The 20,888-nt window shown below is 39.8% G+C and carries 15 protein-coding genes; 8 read left to right on the top strand and 7 right to left on the bottom strand.

Going from position 1 to position 20,888, the window contains the following annotated elements:
• The first annotated feature begins 315 nt into the window (after positions 1 to 315).
• The gene (locus ACMX3D_RS16915; RefSeq protein ID WP_482747046.1) at positions 316 to 1,890 is read left to right on the top strand and encodes a mechanosensitive ion channel family protein; all 1,575 of its coding nucleotides are present in this window, start codon (positions 316 to 318) and stop codon (positions 1,888 to 1,890) included.
• Between the two features lie 211 nt (positions 1,891 to 2,101).
• On the opposite strand, the gene ACMX3D_RS16910 is transcribed toward ACMX3D_RS16915, so the two are convergent.
• A complete protein-coding gene (locus tag ACMX3D_RS16910; RefSeq protein WP_482747045.1) occupies positions 2,102 to 2,974 on the bottom strand; it encodes an S-methyl-5'-thioadenosine phosphorylase in 873 nt (290 codons plus the stop codon).
• 705 nt (positions 2,975 to 3,679) lie between these two features.
• Here ACMX3D_RS16910 and ACMX3D_RS16905 point away from each other — a divergent pair.
• The 5 genes from ACMX3D_RS16905 (at position 3,680) to ACMX3D_RS16885 (ending at position 10,697) form a co-directional block, all read left to right on the top strand.
• The gene (locus tag ACMX3D_RS16905; RefSeq protein ID WP_482747044.1) at positions 3,680 to 5,767 is read left to right on the top strand and encodes an S-layer homology domain-containing protein; all 2,088 of its coding nucleotides are present in this window, start codon (positions 3,680 to 3,682) and stop codon (positions 5,765 to 5,767) included.
• 128 nt (positions 5,768 to 5,895) lie between these two features.
• Positions 5,896 to 6,666 (top strand): hypothetical protein, encoded by a 771-nt coding sequence (locus ACMX3D_RS16900; protein ID WP_482747043.1) that lies wholly within the window; start codon positions 5,896 to 5,898, stop codon positions 6,664 to 6,666.
• 100 nt (positions 6,667 to 6,766) lie between these two features.
• Positions 6,767 to 7,333 carry a hypothetical protein gene (locus ACMX3D_RS16895; RefSeq protein WP_482747042.1) on the top strand — a complete coding sequence of 189 codons (567 nt, stop codon included), beginning with the start codon at positions 6,767 to 6,769 and terminating at the stop codon, positions 7,331 to 7,333.
• A gap of 504 nt (positions 7,334 to 7,837) precedes the next feature.
• The gene (locus ACMX3D_RS16890) at positions 7,838 to 9,172 is read left to right on the top strand and encodes an alpha/beta hydrolase family protein (protein WP_482747041.1); all 1,335 of its coding nucleotides are present in this window, start codon (positions 7,838 to 7,840) and stop codon (positions 9,170 to 9,172) included.
• Between the two features lie 265 nt (positions 9,173 to 9,437).
• Positions 9,438 to 10,697 carry an alkaline phosphatase PhoX gene (locus ACMX3D_RS16885; RefSeq protein WP_482747040.1) on the top strand — a complete coding sequence of 420 codons (1,260 nt, stop codon included), beginning with the start codon at positions 9,438 to 9,440 and terminating at the stop codon, positions 10,695 to 10,697.
• A gap of 188 nt (positions 10,698 to 10,885) precedes the next feature.
• Here the strand turns inward: ACMX3D_RS16885 and ACMX3D_RS16880 are convergent, their stop codons facing one another.
• Both ACMX3D_RS16880 and ACMX3D_RS16875 read right to left on the bottom strand, forming a co-directional pair.
• Entirely contained in the window at positions 10,886 to 11,755 is an 870-nt protein-coding gene (locus tag ACMX3D_RS16880; protein WP_482747039.1) for a TauD/TfdA dioxygenase family protein, read from the bottom strand.
• 195 nt (positions 11,756 to 11,950) lie between these two features.
• Complete coding sequence (locus tag ACMX3D_RS16875; RefSeq protein WP_482747038.1) at positions 11,951 to 13,009, bottom strand: glycoside hydrolase family protein; 1,059 nt, start codon at positions 13,007 to 13,009, stop codon at positions 11,951 to 11,953.
• A gap of 225 nt (positions 13,010 to 13,234) precedes the next feature.
• Between ACMX3D_RS16875 and ACMX3D_RS16870 the strand changes: the two genes are divergently transcribed.
• Complete coding sequence (locus ACMX3D_RS16870) at positions 13,235 to 13,924, top strand: S-layer homology domain-containing protein (RefSeq protein ID WP_482747037.1); 690 nt, start codon at positions 13,235 to 13,237, stop codon at positions 13,922 to 13,924.
• Between the two features lie 246 nt (positions 13,925 to 14,170).
• Positions 14,171 to 16,078: a 1-deoxy-D-xylulose-5-phosphate synthase gene (gene dxs / locus ACMX3D_RS16865; RefSeq protein ID WP_482747036.1), complete on the top strand. Its 1,908-nt coding sequence runs from the start codon at positions 14,171 to 14,173 to the stop codon at positions 16,076 to 16,078.
• Between the two features lie 246 nt (positions 16,079 to 16,324).
• On the opposite strand, the gene ACMX3D_RS16860 is transcribed toward dxs, so the two are convergent.
• The 4 genes from ACMX3D_RS16860 to ACMX3D_RS16845 form a co-directional block, all read right to left on the bottom strand.
• A complete protein-coding gene (locus ACMX3D_RS16860; RefSeq protein WP_482747035.1) occupies positions 16,325 to 17,359 on the bottom strand; it encodes a diguanylate cyclase domain-containing protein in 1,035 nt (344 codons plus the stop codon).
• A gap of 916 nt (positions 17,360 to 18,275) precedes the next feature.
• Positions 18,276 to 18,698, bottom strand: a complete 423-nt coding sequence (locus ACMX3D_RS16855) for a response regulator (RefSeq protein WP_482747034.1) — start codon at positions 18,696 to 18,698, stop codon at positions 18,276 to 18,278.
• A 396-nt stretch (positions 18,699 to 19,094) separates the two neighbouring features.
• Positions 19,095 to 20,117 carry an NF038130 family PEP-CTERM protein gene (locus ACMX3D_RS16850; RefSeq protein WP_482747033.1) on the bottom strand — a complete coding sequence of 341 codons (1,023 nt, stop codon included), beginning with the start codon at positions 20,115 to 20,117 and terminating at the stop codon, positions 19,095 to 19,097.
• Between the two features lie 307 nt (positions 20,118 to 20,424).
• The gene (locus tag ACMX3D_RS16845; RefSeq protein WP_482747032.1) at positions 20,425 to 20,808 is read right to left on the bottom strand and encodes a hypothetical protein; all 384 of its coding nucleotides are present in this window, start codon (positions 20,806 to 20,808) and stop codon (positions 20,425 to 20,427) included.
• Positions 20,809 to 20,888 lie beyond the last annotated feature (80 nt).

Here is a 20,888-nt window from a genome sequence, read left to right as displayed (position 1 = left end):
TTAGAGGCATTTATCTGAATTGTCATAAAAGTTTACTCCTCAAAAGTTTTTAATTTTAGAGCGCATGAAATACAGGTTTTGGGTATGGATTTATCACCTAATTTATAAGTCCAAAACCCTTCTTTTTTATGGATACAGATAAGGTTTTTGATAAACTGAAGCCCGATTATCTCAAAAATAAAACTGGCTGAATTCCCAAGTAAAGGGGTAGCAGAAAAGTTAGTGATATTAGCAGGCGATCGCAGTATTTATGTTTTGCTCTAAATGATTCAAAATTTTCAATTAAACAAGTCTATAGCAAATTAGTATTTAAATATGAATATACTAATTATTCTCGGTGAAGTTATATTTTTAATAGTTATTTCCTGGCTGTTTAACTGGCTGATTGGCATAATCTTCAAGCAGGTTGCTAAAGTTTCTTGGTTGCAAGGAAGAACTACAAATATCACCTTTTTGCGTCGGAGTATCAGCAGAATTTTAATTTTGCTGTGTGTTGTGCTATGTCTGGCGCTGGTTGGGATAAATGGGATGATAATTTATCGAGGTGGAAACGTTCAGGAATTTCAACTAAATCTAATTCGCAGTCTGCCTAATCAATTTTGGATTAATCTTGCCACAGCAAGTTTAAAAACTATTAGTTTGCTAATGCTAGTGAAAATTAGCGTAGCACCTTTAAGTCGGGGTATAGACTGGATTTGCGAGTATGCTAAGAGAATAGATCAAATTAAAGCTAATGATGAAAGTGTCGAAGCTTTTTTTACAGTATTAAAAAGGATTATTATTCATAGCCTCTGGATAGGTTCGGCAATTTTATGTGCTAATTTTTTGTACCTCCCGCCAGTTGTTCCTAAATATACTTTTATTGCTTTAAAAATTTACATTTTTATCTCAGTCGGTTTGCTGATTGTCAAAGCTGTTGCTACTATTGTTGATACTCTTGATGACCTAAGTTTACAATTTTCTAACTCTAACGATCTGCTGCGCTTATATGAACGGTTACGCCACTTAATTCCACTATTCAAAAAATGTTTGGAATACGTTCTTTATGTTGGTATAGTAAATCTTGTTGTTCCAGAAATAGAACCTATTGCTTGGATAAGTGCTTATACTCCTAGAGTAGTCCAAATTATTGGGGTTTATTTTCTGAGTAATGTTTTGATTGAAGTTGCTTACTTTATTCTTGATGAGTTCTACTTAAGAACTACAAATACTGATGATTCAGAGCAACAAAAACGGCTAACACTGATTCCTTTAATCCGGAGTTTTGCCAAATATTTTATTTATTTTACTGCCGGAGTAACGATTCTCAAACTGATTGGCATTGATCCTGCGCCTATATTAGCAGGTGCGGGAATTGTAGGTATAGCAGTTGGTTTTGGGGCGCAAAACCTGATTAATGATGTCGTTTGTGGATTTTTAATTCTATTTGAAAATTATTACTTGGTAGGTGATTATATTGAAGCTGGAAAAATGGAAGAGAGAAGTGTTGAGGGAGTTGTAGAAGCAATTGAATTGCGAACTACTCATGTCCGCCATCCTGATGGTCAATTGCAGATTATTCGTAATGGAGATATTGGTTCAATTATCAATTATTCTAAACGGTATATATATGCAAGAGTAGAAGTTAGTGTTTCATATAACTCTAATTTAGATCATGTATATAGAGTGGTTGAGAAAGTAGGACAGCAGTTAAAAGCGGAAGAACAAGATGTTTTAGAACCTACGCGAGTAGCTGGAATAGAACATTTTGGGGAAGATAATCTGTTGCTGCTGACGCTGACAAAAGTTAAGCCGGGAAAACACCTGCATATTCAGCGTGTTCTTCGTAAGATATTGAAGGATAATTTTGCTCAGGAAGAAATTGAACTTTGCGGTTTTGCTAAGAATTAATTAGCTTTTTCACATTAGACCTGTTGCACGAATGTTATAAAACACGAATTTTAAGTCTCACGCAAAGGCGCAAAGGCGCAAAGAGTTACAGATAATTCGCTTGTTTAGTAGGCATAATCTAATTCATGCAAGAGGTCTATTGAACTAAATGGTAGCAACACCCAACACAGAAATCCATGTTGGGTTACGCTGCGCTTCACCCAACCTATATTTATAAATATTTTTGTAATAACAATTTTAATTTCTCTTTTGTTGCTGCTGGTGCTTTATCTAATTGAGTCAAAATTGCATATTTCAATGCTGAGTGTGCGTCACTGGGTGGTGGATTTTCACTTAAACGGCGCACTGTTTCTTGAATTACTTTTTGGGCGTTAACTGCATTTCGTTGCAGGTTACCAATTACCATCTCTACGGTGACGCTATCGTGATCTGGATGCCAACAATCGTAATCTGTTACTAGTGCTAAGGTTGCGTAGGCAATTTCTGCTTCTCTGGCTAACTTGGCTTCTGGTAAGTTGGTCATACCAATTACTGTCGCATCCCAACTGCGGTAAAGGTTCGATTCGGCTTTGGTGGAGAATGCTGGCCCTTCCATGCAGATATATGTGCCGCCACGATGTAGGGTGACATCTGGTAAATTGAGAGATGCGATCGCATCTGCTAAAACTCCAGCTAAATTTTTACAAATCGGTTCCCCAAAGGCAATGTGAGCCACAATTCCTTCCCCGAAAAAGGTGGAAATGCGATTTTTTGTTCGGTCTATAAATTGATCTGGTACTACCATATCTAGTGGTTTCGCTTCGGCTTTCAAGGAACCAACCGCACTAGCCGAAATTAAATACTCTACACCCAGTTGTTTCATCGCATAGATGTTAGCGCGAAATGGTAACTCCGAAGGTAACAGTGTATGATTGCGCCCATGACGCGCCAAAAAAGCTACCTTTGTTCCTTCTAATGTCCCCAAAATCACAGCATCAGAAGGCGAACCAAAGGGAGTTTCGATTTGCACTTCTTCTACATCTTTGAGAGCAGCCATTTTATATAGTCCGCTACCACCAATAATGCCAATCTTAGGTGTAACCATAATTTTTGAAGATACTCGTTGCTGATCTGCCTAGTTATTTTACACAGGACTTAGGTAGTGTAGGACTTACGTGGAAAAATAATCTTGAGACTGTGTGTATGAGTGTAGGGACGCGTGAGTGCAGGGGTGTATTTTTAACTTTAAAGGCTCAAGTTCCAGCCTCAGAGGTTCAAGTTTCACCCTCAAAGGTTCAAGTTCCAGCCTCAAAGGCTCAAAGTTCACCCTCAAAGGTTCAAGTTTCAACCTCAGAGGTTCACAGTTCAGCCTCAAAGGCTCAAAGTTCACCCTCAAAGGCTCAAAGTTCACCCTCAAAGGCTCATGCTTCACCCTCAAAGGTTCAAGTTCCAGCCTCAAAGGCTCAAGTTTCACCCTCAAAGGCTCATGCTTCACCCTCAAAGGATCACATTTTTAACTTTATTTAATTATCTCCCGCGCATTCTTGCTCTTCTACACCCTTACATCCAATCCCAAAGTCATCAAGATATCACCTGAGCCACTTGCTACCAATGGCGCTACGTCGGTATATTGACGAGAGCTATGATGCTTTGAAGATTGCGGCTAAAACTGTAGTTGTAGTCAGATAGGTGAGGAAATTGTGAAAGTATGAATGCTAACAATAGTAATACTTTTACCTTTTGCCTTCTACCTTCTGCCATAAGTTATTATTCATGCCGTGACGTTTAAACACTTGCATCTCAACAACCAATGGTAAAGTCCCCTCTTGTGGCCACACTCTATGTCAACCCTGTAACGGGGAAAGATACTAATGATGGTTCACGGTTGAGTCCGTTTAAAACCCTCACCCGTGCCTTAAGAACCACAACACCGATAATTATTCAGTTGGCATCGGGAACTTATAGCAGCGCCAACGGTGAACAATTCCCCTTGGTGTTGACTGCGGGGGTAACAATCATTGGTAACGAAACTAATAAAGGTGCAGGAATTGTTATTTCTGGGAGTGGCGAATACCAAAGTCCAACTTTTAGTGTGCAGAATATTACTTTGTTGTTGCTAGGTGATGCCAGTCTCATGGGTGTGAGCGTCACAAATCCTATTGCTAAAGGCACTGGTGTGTGGATTGAGTCTTCAATTCCTTATATAGCTAACAATACTTTTACTAACTGTGGACGAGAAGGAATATTTACCACAGGAAATGCTAAACCCGCGATTTTAGATAATGTGTTTGTCCAAAATGCTGCCAGTGGTTTGTTTATGGCGCGGAATAGTAAAGGAGAAGTGCTGCGGAACACTTTTCAAAAGAATCCTTTGGGGATAGCTGTGACGGACTCAGCCGCCCCATTAATCGCAAATAACAAATTATCAGATAACCGGACTGCGATCGCGCTTTCTCGTGATGCCCGTCCGGTATTACGGCAAAATTTAATCATTAACAATGCTCAAGGTGGGTTGTTAGTCAATGCTAACGCTGTCCCAGATTTAGGTAATAGCCAAGATGCAGCCCGTAATATCTTTCAAGATAATGGCGAGTTTGATTTACAAAATGCTGCTTCACAACCTTTAGTTTCCGCAGGTAATCAATTAAATCCGACTTTAGTCAAAGGACAGGTAAATTTCATCGCCGCGACAGAAGATTCTCCCAGACTTGTGACTGGGAGTAGCAGTTTTCCTGATTTGCTGGGACACTGGGCGGCGGCGTTTGTAGAAGCATTGGTTAGTCGAGGTGCAATTAGCGGTTTTCCTGACGGTACTTTTGGCCCGAACGCACCTATTACTCGCGCCCAATACGCTGCTGTGATTGCTAAAACTTTTGGGTTGCCAAGCAGCACAAAACCCGCTAAATTTCCTGATGTAAAACCTGACTTTTGGGCAGCACCAGCTATTTTCAGTGCGGCGGAAGCTGGATTTATTAGCGGTTTTCCTGATGGCACGTTTCGCCCAAGCAACAATCTCACCAGAGTACAGGCGATCGTATCAGTTGTTAACGGTTTAAAATTTACAGGAGGCAACCCGAATGTGTTAAGTGTATACCGCGATCGCGCCCAAATTCCCAGTTATGCTACTAATGCTGTGGCTGTCGCCACTCAGAAACTACTAGTAGTCAACTATCCCCAATCTGACTTATTAGAACCACTGCGGGATATTACACGCGGTGAGATTGCCGCTTTACTATATCAGGCATTGGTCGCTAAAAGTAAAGAAAAAGCGATCGCCTCACCTTATATTGTTAGCCCCGATGTGGAAGTTCCCACCTTCGCCGACTTAACCGGACACTGGGCGGAACCATTTATTCGCGCCTTAGCCAACCTGAATTTAACTCAAGGTTTTGCTGATGGTAGCTACCAGCCAGATAAACCCATGACTCGCGCCCAATATGCAGCTTTAGTGGCTGTTGCTTTTAACCCTACTCCCAAACGTCCAGCCATTGAATTTATTGATGTACCTCAAACTTTTTGGGCTTACAAAGCTTTACAAATTGCCGCGAGTGGTGGCTTTGTGAGTGGATTTAGCGATCGCACCTTTCGCCCCGATCAAAATGTCCAAAGACTACAGGTGATTGTTTCCCTCGTCAACGGACTAGGCTTACCCGCAGCCCAAAGCAATACTTTACTCCCTTACACTGACAGTAATACTATTCCTGAGTATGCGCAAAAAGCAGTGGCAACTGCTACACAACAAAAAATTGTTGTCAACTATCCTAAGCCTAATTTACTCGCGCCAACACGAGAAGCAACACGAGCGGAAGTCGCAGCAATGGTTTATCAGGCCTTAGTTGCTATTAACCGCACACAAATTATTAATTCACCCTATATTGTTTCGACAGCCAACAGTTGACCAAGTAAAATGAAAAACACTGCTTATATACTTGGAAACTCTTGGTTACCAACCCTATAGCTAAAAACACGCTAGGCTATAGGCGATGGGTCGAAAACTTATACCTGTTGCCTCAAGCCAATAGTCCCATGTTCACTAAAACGCCAGAAACTTCTGCCGAATTGGCAGCAGCTTTACTCCTTCATTACAGCTTCGACCTCAGCGGCTATAGTGCCATTGAGTTAGTTAACCGTTGGCAAAATCAATATCCTCTAGATTGGCTGCACCTAGCCGTAATTGAAGCGCTGTATCAAGGTCGCTATAAAGCCGTTTCCGTGCAGCAAATCCTCGCCTTTTGGCAACGGCGGCAGCAGGCGATCTATCATTTCAACATGGAATTTGAACGCCTGATTTGTAGTAAATTCCCTGAAATCTTAACTGCACTGACTACGCCAGCTTTACCACCTGCTAATGAAGATGTTAGCTCAGAAAATGTAGCGAATGTTGCCAATTTGGCAGCAGCAACAAATTCTTCATACGCTGTGAATGATGAATATGAGCAAAACCAAAATACTGCTGTTCAAGTGATTAACAGACAAACACAGACAGCATCTAGCAGATTAGAAAGCCAAAGAGTCAAAAACATTTTGGCATCTTCGACATTAAATGTTGCGTCTTCTGATGTGAAATCTAGGGTGAATTCACAACCAGTGCTTCCCAACCCTGCTTCATCATCAAACCCTGACACAAAACTGCTGACATCTACAGTCAACCATCCGCCAATTGGGCGTTTTACTCCAGAGACAAGCGATCGCACAGAGTCATTTACATCGAAACTCAAAGCTATTTCTAACGACAGGTCGCAACGTGTTGCAACTTATAGACAACTTGATATGGAACATAGTCCACAAAGCTGGTAAATCTAATAATACAAAAAACTAAAAGCGAGTTGTAAATTTGTAATCAATATTTAGTCTGCACTGTTTTCTTTTGCTAGATGCACGGTATCTCTTAAAAAAGATGAATCTACCCAAATGGCTTTTAGTCAGCTTATCAACGTCAATCTTAGCTTCACAAGTTGCCACAGCGAATACTGTTGATAAAAATAAAACAGTAAATATTGTTGCACAAAGTGCTTATCAAGATAAGATATGGCCTTTAATTAAGAGGCATGTACCAAATGCTGGCGATAAGAAAAGCCTATTATGCGTCTTTTCCAAGACACGTAATTTGACACCTTACAACATTCTTTTAGAGGAATTGTATAGAGAAAGTTTTGGTGATGGAGTTGCTAAAATAATGAGAGATTTTTTGAGAAAAAATTCTCATGACTTTACTTATCAATTCCACATGCAGGCGATGAATAATGGTGCTGTCAGAATTAACGCTTTAGATACAAGAGATAGCTATATAAATCACAATTACATAGTCGATTTTTATCCTAATGAAAAATTTAATTTCATTAATTATGGTAAATTACCACGTACAGATCAAAGCCAAGAAAAAATTTTGCAAATTTACAAAAGATACCTTCCTTCTGCATTGCAGAAAAGCTGTATTCAATATTTCCAATATTTGGAACGTTGAAGTTTTTTAAAATTAAGTTTTATTTGAAATATATTGTATAATTATCTCTATTTTGTTCCTTGGATTAGACTTTTCCTCTGTGTAGAGTGACAAAAAAAGCTAAGTTTAAATTTCTCCTATAAAATAAAATTTGCTTGCTATTTTGGGAAAATTAAACGGGCGATCGCATCTGTAATCATAAATAAAAGTTTATTTAATTTTAAATTAAACTTATACTGATTTTTACTAAAAGATTAAGTAACCAGCTTAGTTTAGCTATAGCAAAATTAGTTTTGTTCAATAGATAAATTTCTGGGTACTGCTGAATTGAGATAGAAATTTATGTGGAGACGTTGCCTTAGAAAGTATCTACTTTCTTTTTTATCAAAAAATTCAGTTGTGTAAATAATTTTTAATCGACATTTATTTTATTGCAGACATCTGAGCAATAAAGTAACTGAAATTTTTGCTGTTAAACGATTTTGTTGACCAAGAAAAATAACTTTTTCCCATAGGATTTTTCAGATGGTTCAAGTCAGCTTTAATATTTGGGGTAACGGTTCTATTAACCGTTTGGGGCGCATTGATTCTGATGCACCGACCTATGTGATTATTCATGGTTATCAAAGCACTGCTGGCAATGCAAATAATAACTACACACCCACAGATTGGATAGCAAACATTGCCCAAACCATTCGACAGCGCGAGTCGAATGCAAACATCATTTTAGTTGATTGGGAAGAAGGAGCTAGTTCCTTGTATTATCCGACTGCTGCTGGCAACACGCGGGATGTCGGTAATCAGTTGGCTACGTACTTAATTAACAATGGTGTAGATCCAACTTATACCAACTTGATTGGACATAGCCTGGGGGCGCACGTAGCTGGATTTACTGGTTCTGCTTATCGTGCTTTTACTGGAAGTTCTATTGGACAAATAGTCGGGTTAGATCCAGCAGGGCCGGAATTTGAAGGTGTAGCAGCCAGCGATCGCTTAGATCCCACTGATGCAACTTGTGTTACAGCGATACATACCAGTTCAACTCTAGGCTATGATGCGCGATTAGCTACCTTAGACCTTTATATCAACTGGTATGACCTTTTCCAACCAGGACAGTCAAGTTTTGTTGGCAATCATGGCTATGCCCACACCCTGTATACACAATTACTTCAAGGCTATAGCTTTACCCAGTCCAACAGCACTCTCCTGAACTTGAACAAAGTACTTAATGCGGGATTTCTGGGAGAAAACTATGACAGAACTAAAAATAATCAAGTAATTGCTGCACTCAATCTTTCAGGTACTTCTAGCAACGATACCCTAGCAGGTGGTGCAGCAGGTGATACCATCCGAGGCAATGGTGGCAATGACCGAATTACAGGTGGCGACGGTAATGATTTGCTGTATGGCGATAGTGGTAGCGATCGCATCAATGGTGGACGAGGTAACGATTCTGTCTTCGGTGGTACTGGAAGCGATCGCTTGTTTGGCGATGACGGCAACGACGTGCTAACAGGTGTAGATGCTTCTGTAGGTAGAGGTTTTGGTGAAATTGACCGCTTGACTGGTAGTCTTGGAGGCGATCGTTTTGTAGTCGGTACTACCACAGGTATATTCTACAGCGATGGTAATACCAGTACTTCCGGTCTAGGCGACTACGCCCTAATTACAGATTTCAATGCCTTAGAAGACACTATTCAATTATTTGGCTCCCGATCTAGCTATAGCTTAGGAATCTCACCAACTGGTTTAGCTACAGGTACAGCTTTATACCTAAATGAAAGTAATCTGGAACTAGTGGCCATCATTCAAAGCTCCACCAACCTCAGCCTGAGTGCCAGCTATTTCGTTACTGTCTAATACAGCTTTACAAAACAAACTTTGCATTCCTCTGCGCTTACCTTGGCGCTACTTTGCGTTTAAATTTCAACCTTCTATTCACCACGAATTTACTCAAAAATCCCCAATAAACATACTTATAGAGAGTTTTTGGATTTTATTAGTATTTTATATACCTTTTATAAGGTTATCTTAGCCGTCTCTTAACATCACTCACTTACAACTTCTGAGTAACGACTAGCAATTAAGCAGTCAGTAAATTACATTCAAAATTCAGGAGAACACAGTGAAATTATCAAGGCGGAAATTTTTCACCTTAGCTGGAACCGGAACAGCAGGTGCAGTCATCTTATCGCCATTACAAGCTTTTTACGCCAAGCGCACATTAGCTGCCGGGCCTTACGGTGCTTTGCAAACCGACCCTCTGGGTGTCCTAGATTTACCTGCTGGATTCTCTTACCGGAGATTATCAGAAACAGGACAAACAATGACTGACGGCTATAGAGTTCCTGGGGGACACGATGGTATGGCGGCTTTTCCCGGAACCAATGGTAATACCATTCTCATTCGTAACCACGAACTCACTCCAACTTCTAGCAATGGTTTGAACGCTCCCACTGGCAGCAAGTACAACTCAAATGCGAGGGGCGGTTGTACTAAATTGGTCGTTAATTCTTCCCGTAACCTGGTTGAACATCGCGGAATCCTAGCCGGAACTATTCGTAATTGTGCTGGTGGCCCTACGCCTTGGGGGTCTTGGTTAAGTTGTGAAGAAACCTTTGAAACCAATAACAACAAGAAGCATGGTTATGTGTTTGAAGTTCCCAGTAGTGCGAATAGTTTTGTTACTCCTGTTCCACTAACAGCTATGGGGCGTTTTAATCACGAGGCTGCCGCTGTAGACCCCAACACAGGCTATATCTACATGACAGAAGACCAGCCAAATGGACTGTTCTATCGCTTCGTTCCCAACCAACCCAACAACCTGAGTGCTGGTGGTACACTATACGCCTTAAGGATTATCGGGTCATCTGGAATCAACACAGCTACAGGTTTCCCAAAAAATATGCCTAGAACTGTGGACTGGGTACAGATTACCAATCCTGACCCCAGCACTGATACTGTCAGAACAGAAGGGTATAACAAAGGTGCTGCCAGATTTTCCGGTGGAGAAGGCATCTTTTACGGTGGTGGTTATGTCTACTTCACTTGTAAGAGTGGCAGTAGTTCTGGAAATGGTCAAATTTGGCGTTATTCGCCTGGTAACAATACTGTTGAACTTTATATTGAACCTAACAATTCTGGTGTGCTAGACAATCCAGACAACATTGTCGTGTTCCCCAATCGAGACATCTTCCTGTGTGAAGATGGAGATGGTACTGATTTTATTTTGGGCATCACGCCAACAGGCTCACTCTATAAATTTGCTCGTAATCGTTTGAATAGCAATGAGTTTGCTGGAGTTTGTTTCTCACCTGATGGGCAAACTATGTTCGTGAATATTCAATCCCCAGGAATTACTTTTGCTATCTGGGGCCCCTGGTAAAGTTATCTCTTGATGCTGTAATATCTGCGCCTCTGTGGTTGAAATACAGGGTATTTCAGGTAAATGAGGTACAAGCGTAAAACCCAAAATTATGTAGAGACGTTACATGTAACGTCTCTACAGTATTCTACGAATATGCAAACTGCTTACAGAGGCACATAGGAATCGGACAAACTCTTGTTTAAGTTCTAGAAAATTGGGGTTTTCTCTAGGGCTGCCACACGTAATGCAACACGCTTACACTTACTTGCATCATAAGGAATGCCAGCGTGCATAACTTGTGAGTTATCCCAAACCACCAAATCACCAGGTTGCCAAACATGAGCATAAACTGGTGTATATTCTAAAACTCTGTGAAATAGTACTTGCCAAAACTGTTTTGCTAAATCTAGTTCATCTTCCATCCCCACAGGTATTGATGTATCTGAACCAAGATATAATCCTCTCTGCCCAGTTACCTTGTGAGTCGAAACAATAGGATGCTTTTTCATCGGCACATCCGGCCCCGGCTGATAAGTTCTTGGGGGCAGATGATACATTGACATTTGCTCTAATTGCTGTTGATATTCAGGTTCAAGATTGTTATAAGCTTCTACCATGTCAAGGAATTCAGTTGTGTGGGGTTGACCATCAACTCCTTGTGTTGGTATTTCTACGCCATACAACATCACCACATATAAAGAATTCATATCTAGACCTTCTGTTCTCGGTAGAAAGTCTTTGTCATGATGCCATTGCCAAGCAAACTGTCCGATGATTTCTTGAGTATTTTCTTTAGGATTTCCTAAAATAGCTACACCAGGACTTTGTAAATCTGGGTCTATATCTGGGTCTAGGGGTTGAGGCAGATACTTAAAGCCCAAGTCTCCAAAAGTTTGGTTGGCAAATTCTTTTAATTGTGGTGCAGTTAAATGTTGGTTTCTAACAACAATCACACCATTTTGCCAAAGAGATTGTTTAAATTCCTGTATTTGTTGGTTGGTCAGTTGCGTCAGATTGCAACCTGGCAATACTTCCTTACCTAGCCTGGAATGCTGTTTAACTGTTTGCTGCTGCATTATTAGATTCCTGTTTATGTAAGTTTTTTCTATGCGTATAGATTTGAATACCTTGCACCTATACCAAAATTATTTTTATTTAATCAGGATCAATTCAATATTGCCTAACTGTCTTATTTGAAGCCATCTCCCAAACAGCAGACGTGATAGTCACTCTATCGGTATGGGGATGGATATATAGCAGAATCAAAATATTTATTCGCCCCAGCGATGCCACTGGCGAAAATTGCTTCCATCACTGACTGCTAAACCAATTTGATGCTGTGAAGATAGTTCATCGTAGCCACCTTCATTCGCGCCAATATAATACATCCGAAAACTGCCGTCATCCATCGGTACAATACAAGGCGTACCTATTGCCCGTGCATCCCAACGACCAGAACCTTTTTGGGCATGAGAAAAGACAGAACCTCCTGGTTGGTCTCCTGTTTCTTTTTGCCAATGAATTCCATCATCGGAAATGGCTAAACCAATGGAGTGATAACCACTGGTATTCACACCTTCGTAAAACATGACGTACTGTCCCTTTATTTTCAGCACATGGCGAGTCCCAATGCCTCTCTCATCAAAACTCCCAGACTCACCTGCTGCTAAAATCTGACCTACTTTTTCCCAGTGGAAATTATCAGTAGATACAGCTAAACCGACTAAAAATCCTTTTTCGGGGTTGAGGGTGTGGTAATACATTTTCCAAGTGCCATCATCATCAGGTAGCACTTGCGGCCAGGCGCAGAATAAAGCATCAAATTCTCCAGGCTTGCCTAAATCGAGAAAAGCGCCTTGATAATTACCTTCCAAACGTACCCAATTAATGCCGTCACGAGAAATTGCACAGCCGGGGCGCATATTTAACCCTTTTGCGTGAAATTTTCCCATTTCAACTATTGTGCGATCGCCACCAAAGTACCACATCCAATAAAGATTATCTCGGAAGTAAACATTACTAACGCCAACATGGGCTGAGTCAAACCGCTGGGGATCTGGGTGCGGTTCAAAAATAGCCCCTCCAGTTAAAGAACCTTGAACACGTTGCCAATTAATTCCATCAGCAGAAATTGCTAAACCACAACGACCAGTAGGCAAATTGATTTGTCGGTCAAAGTCAGCGTCTCGACCGTAGTACCACATCTTCCAAGTCCCATCAAGACACCGCAAGACTTGTGGCGAAGAAATTCGTTCAGAGTCCCACCAGCCTTCTGGGCCTGGTGTTAATACTAATCCGGGTTGATTGAGTGGGGTTTTTGCTTGATTCATATATATAATTTAGGTTGAAATTTAAATTGCTACAGTTTGCTGGTAATTAGATTAGCGATCGCTCCATCATGCTGTAATCTTCAACGCAGCTGCGCAACATTACTTAAACATCATTCGTCATGAAATCAGAAATTCATCTGATGGGTTTCCGAATCTAAGTAGTCTACATTTGAATTTAAGTTCAGTCTGACAGTTTGTTGTGTTCGCATGAGTATCTGAAAAATAATGAGAAATATAAGTCGGTACATCAGTACTATTTCTTTAGTTGTGCTACTGCAAAGTTTTCCTTTAGTTGTTCAAGCACAATCAACAGAAACGCCTTCTCAAACAACCTCAGATCCCATTCAACAGGTAATTGCAGCCAAATGGATGACCAATTCTCCAGATGGCAATTTTTATCCCGAAAGATTGCTGAGTCGGGCAGAACTAGCCTCGATTATGGTCAAAGTATTTCGACTTGATAAACGACAAACTGTTAGTCAAGAAAACCTTCCCACTCCAGATGTGCCTCCCTCTAATCCAGCATTTAACGATATTCAGGTAGTCTTAAAAACGGAGGTTATGAAAGGCTATCGGGGGAATTTGTTTTTTCCCAACCAAAAAGTGAATAGGGCAGAAGCTTTAGCAATATTTGCCCAAGCTTACGGTGTATTTCAATTTGATGATGATTCTGTGAATGAAATTCTTTCATCTCATCCTGATGCTAAAGCAATTCCGACTTGGGCGAGAAAAGCGATCGCAACAGTAGTTTCGGAAGGATTCATCAACACAGATAGCCAAGGCAATATTTCCCCATTGCAACCTATGACTCGTGGAGATATGGCTTACTTGTTGAGTAAATATTTGCAACGGCAACGACAACTACCAGATACACCAGAAGTTCCGACTGTGCCTAATAATACAGATTCCCCTTAGTAACCAAGGTAACGTACCCATATTCTGAGGATTTACACATAAACATACAAAATCAAGGGTTGAGTTGGCTAGGGATATAGGTATTCAAAACCCTAACACCTACCAAAGCAGAGAGTGTTGTTACGTAAATTCTCATTCTTGACGGGTTATGTAACAGAATTGCAACTCCCCATAATTATGGGGATAACCCGACCGTGGGAAAATCAGAATACCAGAAGTAGAAATTAGAGAGGAAAACCCTATAATATGCATCTGAGTGAAATCACCCATCCTAATCAGTTGCACGGTTTATCTATCCGGCAACTGCAACAAATTGCCCGCCAAATTCGAGATAAACACCTCCAAACAGTAGCAGCAACAGGCGGTCATTTGGGGCCAGGTTTGGGTGTTGTAGAGTTAACTCTAGGGCTTTACCAAACATTAGATTTAGATCGGGATAAAGTTATTTGGGATGTAGGACACCAAGCTTATCCCCACAAACTAATTACAGGACGCTACAGTAACTTCCATACCCTTAGACAAAAAGACGGAATTGCTGGCTATCTCAAGCGCTGCGAAAGTAAGTTCGACCACTTTGGCGCAGGACACGCTTCTACAAGTATCTCAGCAGCTTTGGGTATGGCATTAGCCAGAGATGCCAAAGGAGAAAAATTTAAAGCCGTCGCTGTTATTGGTGATGGTGCTTTAACTGGGGGTATGGCGTTGGAAGCTATCAACCATGCTGGACATCTGCCGAAAACTAACCTGCTGGTGGTACTGAACGATAACGAGATGTCTATCTCTCCCAATGTGGGTGCGATTCCTCGCTATCTTAATAAAATGCGTCTCAGTCCGCCAGTACAATTCATCAAAGATAACTTTGAAGAACAATTCAAGCAAATTCCTTTTGTAGGTGAATCCTTGTCTCCCGAACTTGGACGCATCAAAGAAGGGATGAAGCGGTTGGCGGTTCCCAAGGTGGGGGCGGTATTTGAAGAACTGGGCTTTACCTACATGGGGCCAGTCGATGGACACAACTTAGAAGAATTGATTGCGACTTTCCAACAAGCGCATCAAATACAAGGGCCAGTTTTGGTACACGTAGCCACAGTTAAAGGTAAAGGTTATGAACTGGCTGAACAAGACCAAGTAGGCTACCACGCCCAAACCCCATTTAACTTAACAACTGGCAAAGCAATTCCTTCTAGCAAACCTAAACCCCCTGCTTATGCCAAAGTCTTTGCCCACACTTTAGTTAAACTAGCTGAACAAAATCCGAAAATTATCGGTATTACAGCAGCAATGGCGACAGGTACAGGTTTAGATAAACTCCAAGCTAAACTGCCTAATCAATATATAGATGTTGGCATTGCGGAACAACACGCTGTGACTTTAGCTGCGGGTTTAGCATCTGAAGGTATGCGCCCTGTGGCTGCTATCTACTCTACTTTCTTACAACGGGCTTACGACCAAATCATTCACGATGTCTGTATTCAAAACTTGCCTGTGTTCTTCTGCTTAGACAGGGCGGGAATTGTTGGTGCTGATGGCCCCACCCACCAGGGGATGTATGATATCGCTTATTTGCGCTGCATTCCTAATATAGTATTGATGGCTCCCAAGGATGAAGCCGAACTACAACGGATGATGGTAACTGGCATTAACCATACAACTAGTGCGATCGCTATGCGCTTCCCCCGTGGTAACGGTTATGGTGTACCCTTGATGGAAGAAGGTTGGGAACCTTTGGAAATTGGTAAGGGTGAAATTCTCCGCAATGGTGATGATGTGTTAATCGTTGGCTACGGCACAATGGTTTACCCCAGTATGCAAGCAGCGGAAATTCTCAGCGAACACGGCATTGAAGCAACTGTAATTAATGCGCGGTTCGTCAAGCCTTTGGATACAGAATTGATTTTACCGTTAGCTAAGAAAATTGGTCGCGTTGTCACTATCGAAGAAGGTTGTGTGATGGGTGGCTTTGGTTCTGCTGTAGCCGAAGCTTTACTAGATGCTGATATCGTTGTCCCTGTGAAGCGCATCGGTATTCCAGATGTGTTAGTGGAACACGCTACCCCAGAAGAATCTAAGGCAGAGTTAGGTTTAACTAGCCGTCAACTTGCTGAAAGAGTTATGCAAGCTTACTTTCAAAAGCAAGTATCTACAGTGGTTTAAATCTGCTGTGTGAAATCTAGGAATTAAATATTTCGATTAGGGTGGTAAATTACCACCTTTTTTTGTATTTTTTATTAATGCGATCGCAGTTTTCGATATATAGCTATAGCCAGAATAGTTAGGACATCAGCAAATGATAAAACCTAGACAGAAAAAAACTTTAAAGCCTGTTCCCTACCATACTATAACTTTCATAGAATTTGTGGGTGCGATCGCTAAACACCAATTTTATCTGCTGTAACACTATTAATTATGAGCAATTGCATCAAATACAGCATAACGAGCTTTTCCTTGCTGTTTAGCATGATACAAAGCTGCATCAGCATTTTGGAGTAAAGTTTCTGGTTGGTCAGAACCTCCCCGATTGATAGTAACACCTATACTGGCTGTGGTAGAAATTTGATTTCCATTGAGGATCAGGGGTAAGCCTAAAGTATCTTGAATTCGTTTGGCAACATTAATAGCATCATTAATATCTTTAATATCTTCTAGCAGCACAGCAAACTCGTCACCGCTAAACCTTCCTACTGTGTCACCACTACGTAGACATGATTCTAGTCTGCGAGCGATCGCTACTAATAAATCATCGCCCATTGCATGTCCAAAGCGATCGTTAATTTCTTGGAAGCCATCTAAATCTAAAAATAAAATTCCAAAACGGTAATCAATTCGGCGTTTACTTCTTTCTACCGCTTGCTTCAATCGATCTAAAAATAAAGGTCGATTAGGTAATGCTGTCAGTCCATCATAAAAAGCATTCTGGAGTAGTTGCGTCTCCATCTGTTTGCGTTGCGTCACTTCTTGAAGAACTAGCAATGCACCCGTAATATTCCCATTCTGATCACGAATAGGTGCAACATAATCTCCTACTAATATTTCTCTACCATTTTTGGCAATTAAAACACAGTTATCTGGTAGATGTAAAACTTTTCCTGTTGCTATTGTGTGTATGGCTAAATTCTCAATTGTTTCTTCTATGTCTTTGTCAATTAGTTTTACAACTTCTGCTAAATCTTTCCCATATGCCTCTTCTTGCTGCCAACCTGTGAGTGCTTCAGCCATTGAATTCATAAATTGAATGCACCCATCAGGATATGTGGCAACCACAGCATGTTGCATACTGTTAATCATTGCCATCATTAGTTGCTGTTCTTCCTGCATTCGTTCGTTAATTGGGTGCTTGTCAATAGCCATTTCGACAGCAATATGCAGTTCTGTTTCTGCGAAAGATTTTACAATATCATTTAAAAACTCTTTCGGCTCTTTCTTATGTAATTTCATATATTTCCAATGACTATTTAAATATAATACGAATATATGAAAAAATCATAGATAATCTTGGATATTTGTATCCCATTATTTTCCTCGTTTTCCTCATTTAACCATATATGAATTAATACTAATTTACGGAGTAATTATCATATCTTTTTTACAAGCTTATATCCAAAAAAGTAATATATGAAACCTTTGATCCCAAATAATTTAACCTTTTTTGGAGATTAAGCGCTTGGAAATTCTCATCCTCAGCAACTAGGATATTGTGTGTCAGCATGTTAAAACAACCTACTTGCTAAGTTCAGATATTTTCGGAATTGTTAACTCAATCTGAAGGTTCATAATTCTATGATAATCAATATCTAAATTATCGGTGTGTCTGATCGGCTAAAATGCTGAATAGGTTTTAGATGAGATATTCTTATTTTCAGTATGATTTGTGTTTAGAAATACTCAGAAATATCTCTGGTTTGCTTTGTTTTCAAAGTTGATTCCAGTAAAATCACGAAAAACGTAAATAATTTTAGGTAATAAAAATAGCAATCATCAATAATTATCTAAATATATCTTTTTATTTAATACATCTATCACTAATCCCAATTCAGTATGAATTGGAAAACCTATAGGACTCATATTTGATTGCTGAAAAAAAATCAGTATAATCAGACAAGACTTTTTTCCTACTCCCTGTCTACACAAGTAACTTCGGAAATCAAACCGGATTCCTATATATTTTGTTATAATTTATTTGTTTCTGTGCTTTTAAAGTAATTTATATAACTACTAAAGAGAAAATATTTGTATCTAGGTTACTTGCTTTGTTTAAGTCTTAGAAGGAAACAAAAATCAAAAATTAAATAAAAAGTTTTACCAACCTTGAAAAGGCTAATCCTAAATACAAAAAATAACAGGATATAAAAATTTAACTGCGGTTACAAGCCAACTCTTCTTGAATTGTCATCATCAAAGCAGTCAGATTTATAGGCTTGACAAGATAACGACGAGCGCCTAAATTTATAGCTCGTTCTTGATCGGCTTTAAAAGCAAAGGCTGAAACTACAATAATAGGTATCTTTGGTAAATATGGATGTTGCTGGATTTGCTCTAATAGCCAATAACCATCAACACCTGGCAGTTTTAAATCTAGTAAAACCAAATCTGGCTGAAAGCTTTCTATCGTTGAGAACAAAGCTGTGCCATTCGACAGGCTTTTAACATTATATCCACAATAACCCAGATAGTCGCTCAGCAACATCCTATTTACATCATTATCTTCAATTAGTAAAACTTTTTTTAATTGCTGTGGATGCACTTGCTGATTTATTTTAAGTAAATGTGTTGTCATTACAAAATAAAACTTAAGACAAACATCTCAAAAAACTACTGATGAAAGGAATAAAAAGAATATATTAATTGTCAGATTGATTAAAATAGTTAAATTTTATTTAAGACGTGCTGTTATGTAAATTAAGATTAATTTTTGTCTGATATTTACTAAATAGGATTATTGTAACTTATCGATTAATTTTCATAAAAACTTAATGTTTCATGGATATTTATTTAATTTTTAGTAATAAACCTTTGCTTTTTTGAATTTTCACCATTGTAAATATACTTAAATTAATTGCTTATTTTTGTGCTAAAAACAACAGTAATTTCACAGGTAAAATATTAAGAGTTTATAAAAAAAAGGAGCAATTTATGCTCCTTTACTTAGTTTTTTAGAATAGAAACCGGAGTCTCAACCGGATACTTTTTTTAACTTGCGTTGTGTAGCAACGATTCCAGCGACTCCCAACATACCAAGTACTACCGAGGGTTCTGGTACTGAAGTTGAAGAGACATATCCAGGTGTTTGCCAAGAGTAAATCGCACTGTAAGATATACCATCATCGGAAGCTGTAATACCGGAAGCAGTGGGGTTAAAGCTGTAAGCGAAGTAAGTGTTATTGCCGACAACTACTTTGGCGATTTCACTTGCTGCGATTTCACCTTGGTAGGTGCTTAATGTCGCTTGGAAAGTGAGTACTTCTTTGAATGATGTCAGTTGAGCTATTTGAGTTTGCAGTGTTAGTTTCGTAGCAGTAGGAGTTGTAGGTGAGTTCAGTAATAGTTGAAGGGATGAAATCTTAGTTTGGACTTCTGAAGCAGTTGGTAGAGTTGTTTTACCAGGGAATAGTAATTTCACTCCGCCATTCCACGCTTCATTCAGCTTGGTAGAAAGTGTGCTGGCAAGTTTACTCTTAACATCCAAGTGACCAACTAGCTGTAGTTCTACGCCGCCATTTGCACCAAATTGAAATCCACCAATGTTTGGATCTCCCATCCCTAATAAAGGAAACGAACTTGTGACTAATGATTTGGTAGTTGCTGAAAACCCATTCCAAACTGATTGGAAAGGTGTGTAGGTATTTAACAAATCACCCAGCCATTGCGAACCAAAAGTATTCCAGTCGCTTGCGGTGACACTGCTGACATTGGCGCTGTATTGTCCTTTTGTAGCAGTGAAGCCAACGTTAGAAGTAGGATTTTCAGTACTGTACCAAAGTTCAACGTTAGAGCTAAAATCTTTATCTGTTAAAGCTTTAACAGCAGCAGTTGTATCTGATTTAATGAACTGACCGTTTGAACCACCTGTGTAGGTATTGATCTCGTTAGTATTATTGAAAGAAAAAGTTGTAGCTTGTGCTGGGTTAGTGGCGATCGCACTCACGCCAACAGCCATTGAGGCACCAATTGCAAGTGTTTGGAAAATTCTTTTCATTTACTGTCTCCGCCAGTTTTGAGGTATTTTTATATACTGTCTTTGTTTCTAGAATTGGATTAGCCTGACTACAGGCTTTGGCTTTTTGAGAATGCTACTGGTAAAAATCACAACCAGCTTTCAGCCATGTTTAGTAGTTACGCACACCAATCCAGTTTAGGAAACCGGGAGACTTTATTGGGTAAAGCTGTTGTAGATTCTGAATAAAAAGATGACTAATATTTTGCTGTTTATTTACGTGAAATTACAATATTTCGGTTGATAAGCAAGTTATTGTTACTACATTTATCTTAAATAGCTGTTGGTATTAACCTTTTTTCATCTTCTGCTGTATTCCCAAGCAGCTTGCGATCGCTATTAGTCCTAACACTGCTGAAGGTTCTGGTACTTTGCGTGGACGAGGAGATTTACTACTAAGATTTGCCCACCTATTACTATATGGAGGAGTGTAGGTTGACAATTGAGCAGCGCTTACAGCGGAGGAATATTCAGGAATAAAGCTAGGTGTGTAGTAGTTAGCTACTTCAGGCTTTGAATTCATCACTTCTATGTTGCGGGCGTTGCGTAACAGCAAATCATTTTCTGCCGAGTTCGATGTATCCGCAGCTTGAGACGAGTGTTCTAATAATGAAGTGTTGCTGAATGCCCAAACAGGCTGCTGTCCGAAAGTACCGATCACTGCGAAAGACACAGCACAAATGCTGAGTTTGAAAATATTGCTTACCATAGGCATGTGTTAATTACTTCTAGGGATTAACTTTGGGCAACAGT

It is taken from the genome of Anabaena sp. TISTR 8404 (assembly GCF_056847745.1).
This window is presented reverse-complemented; position numbering and strand designations above follow the sequence as displayed.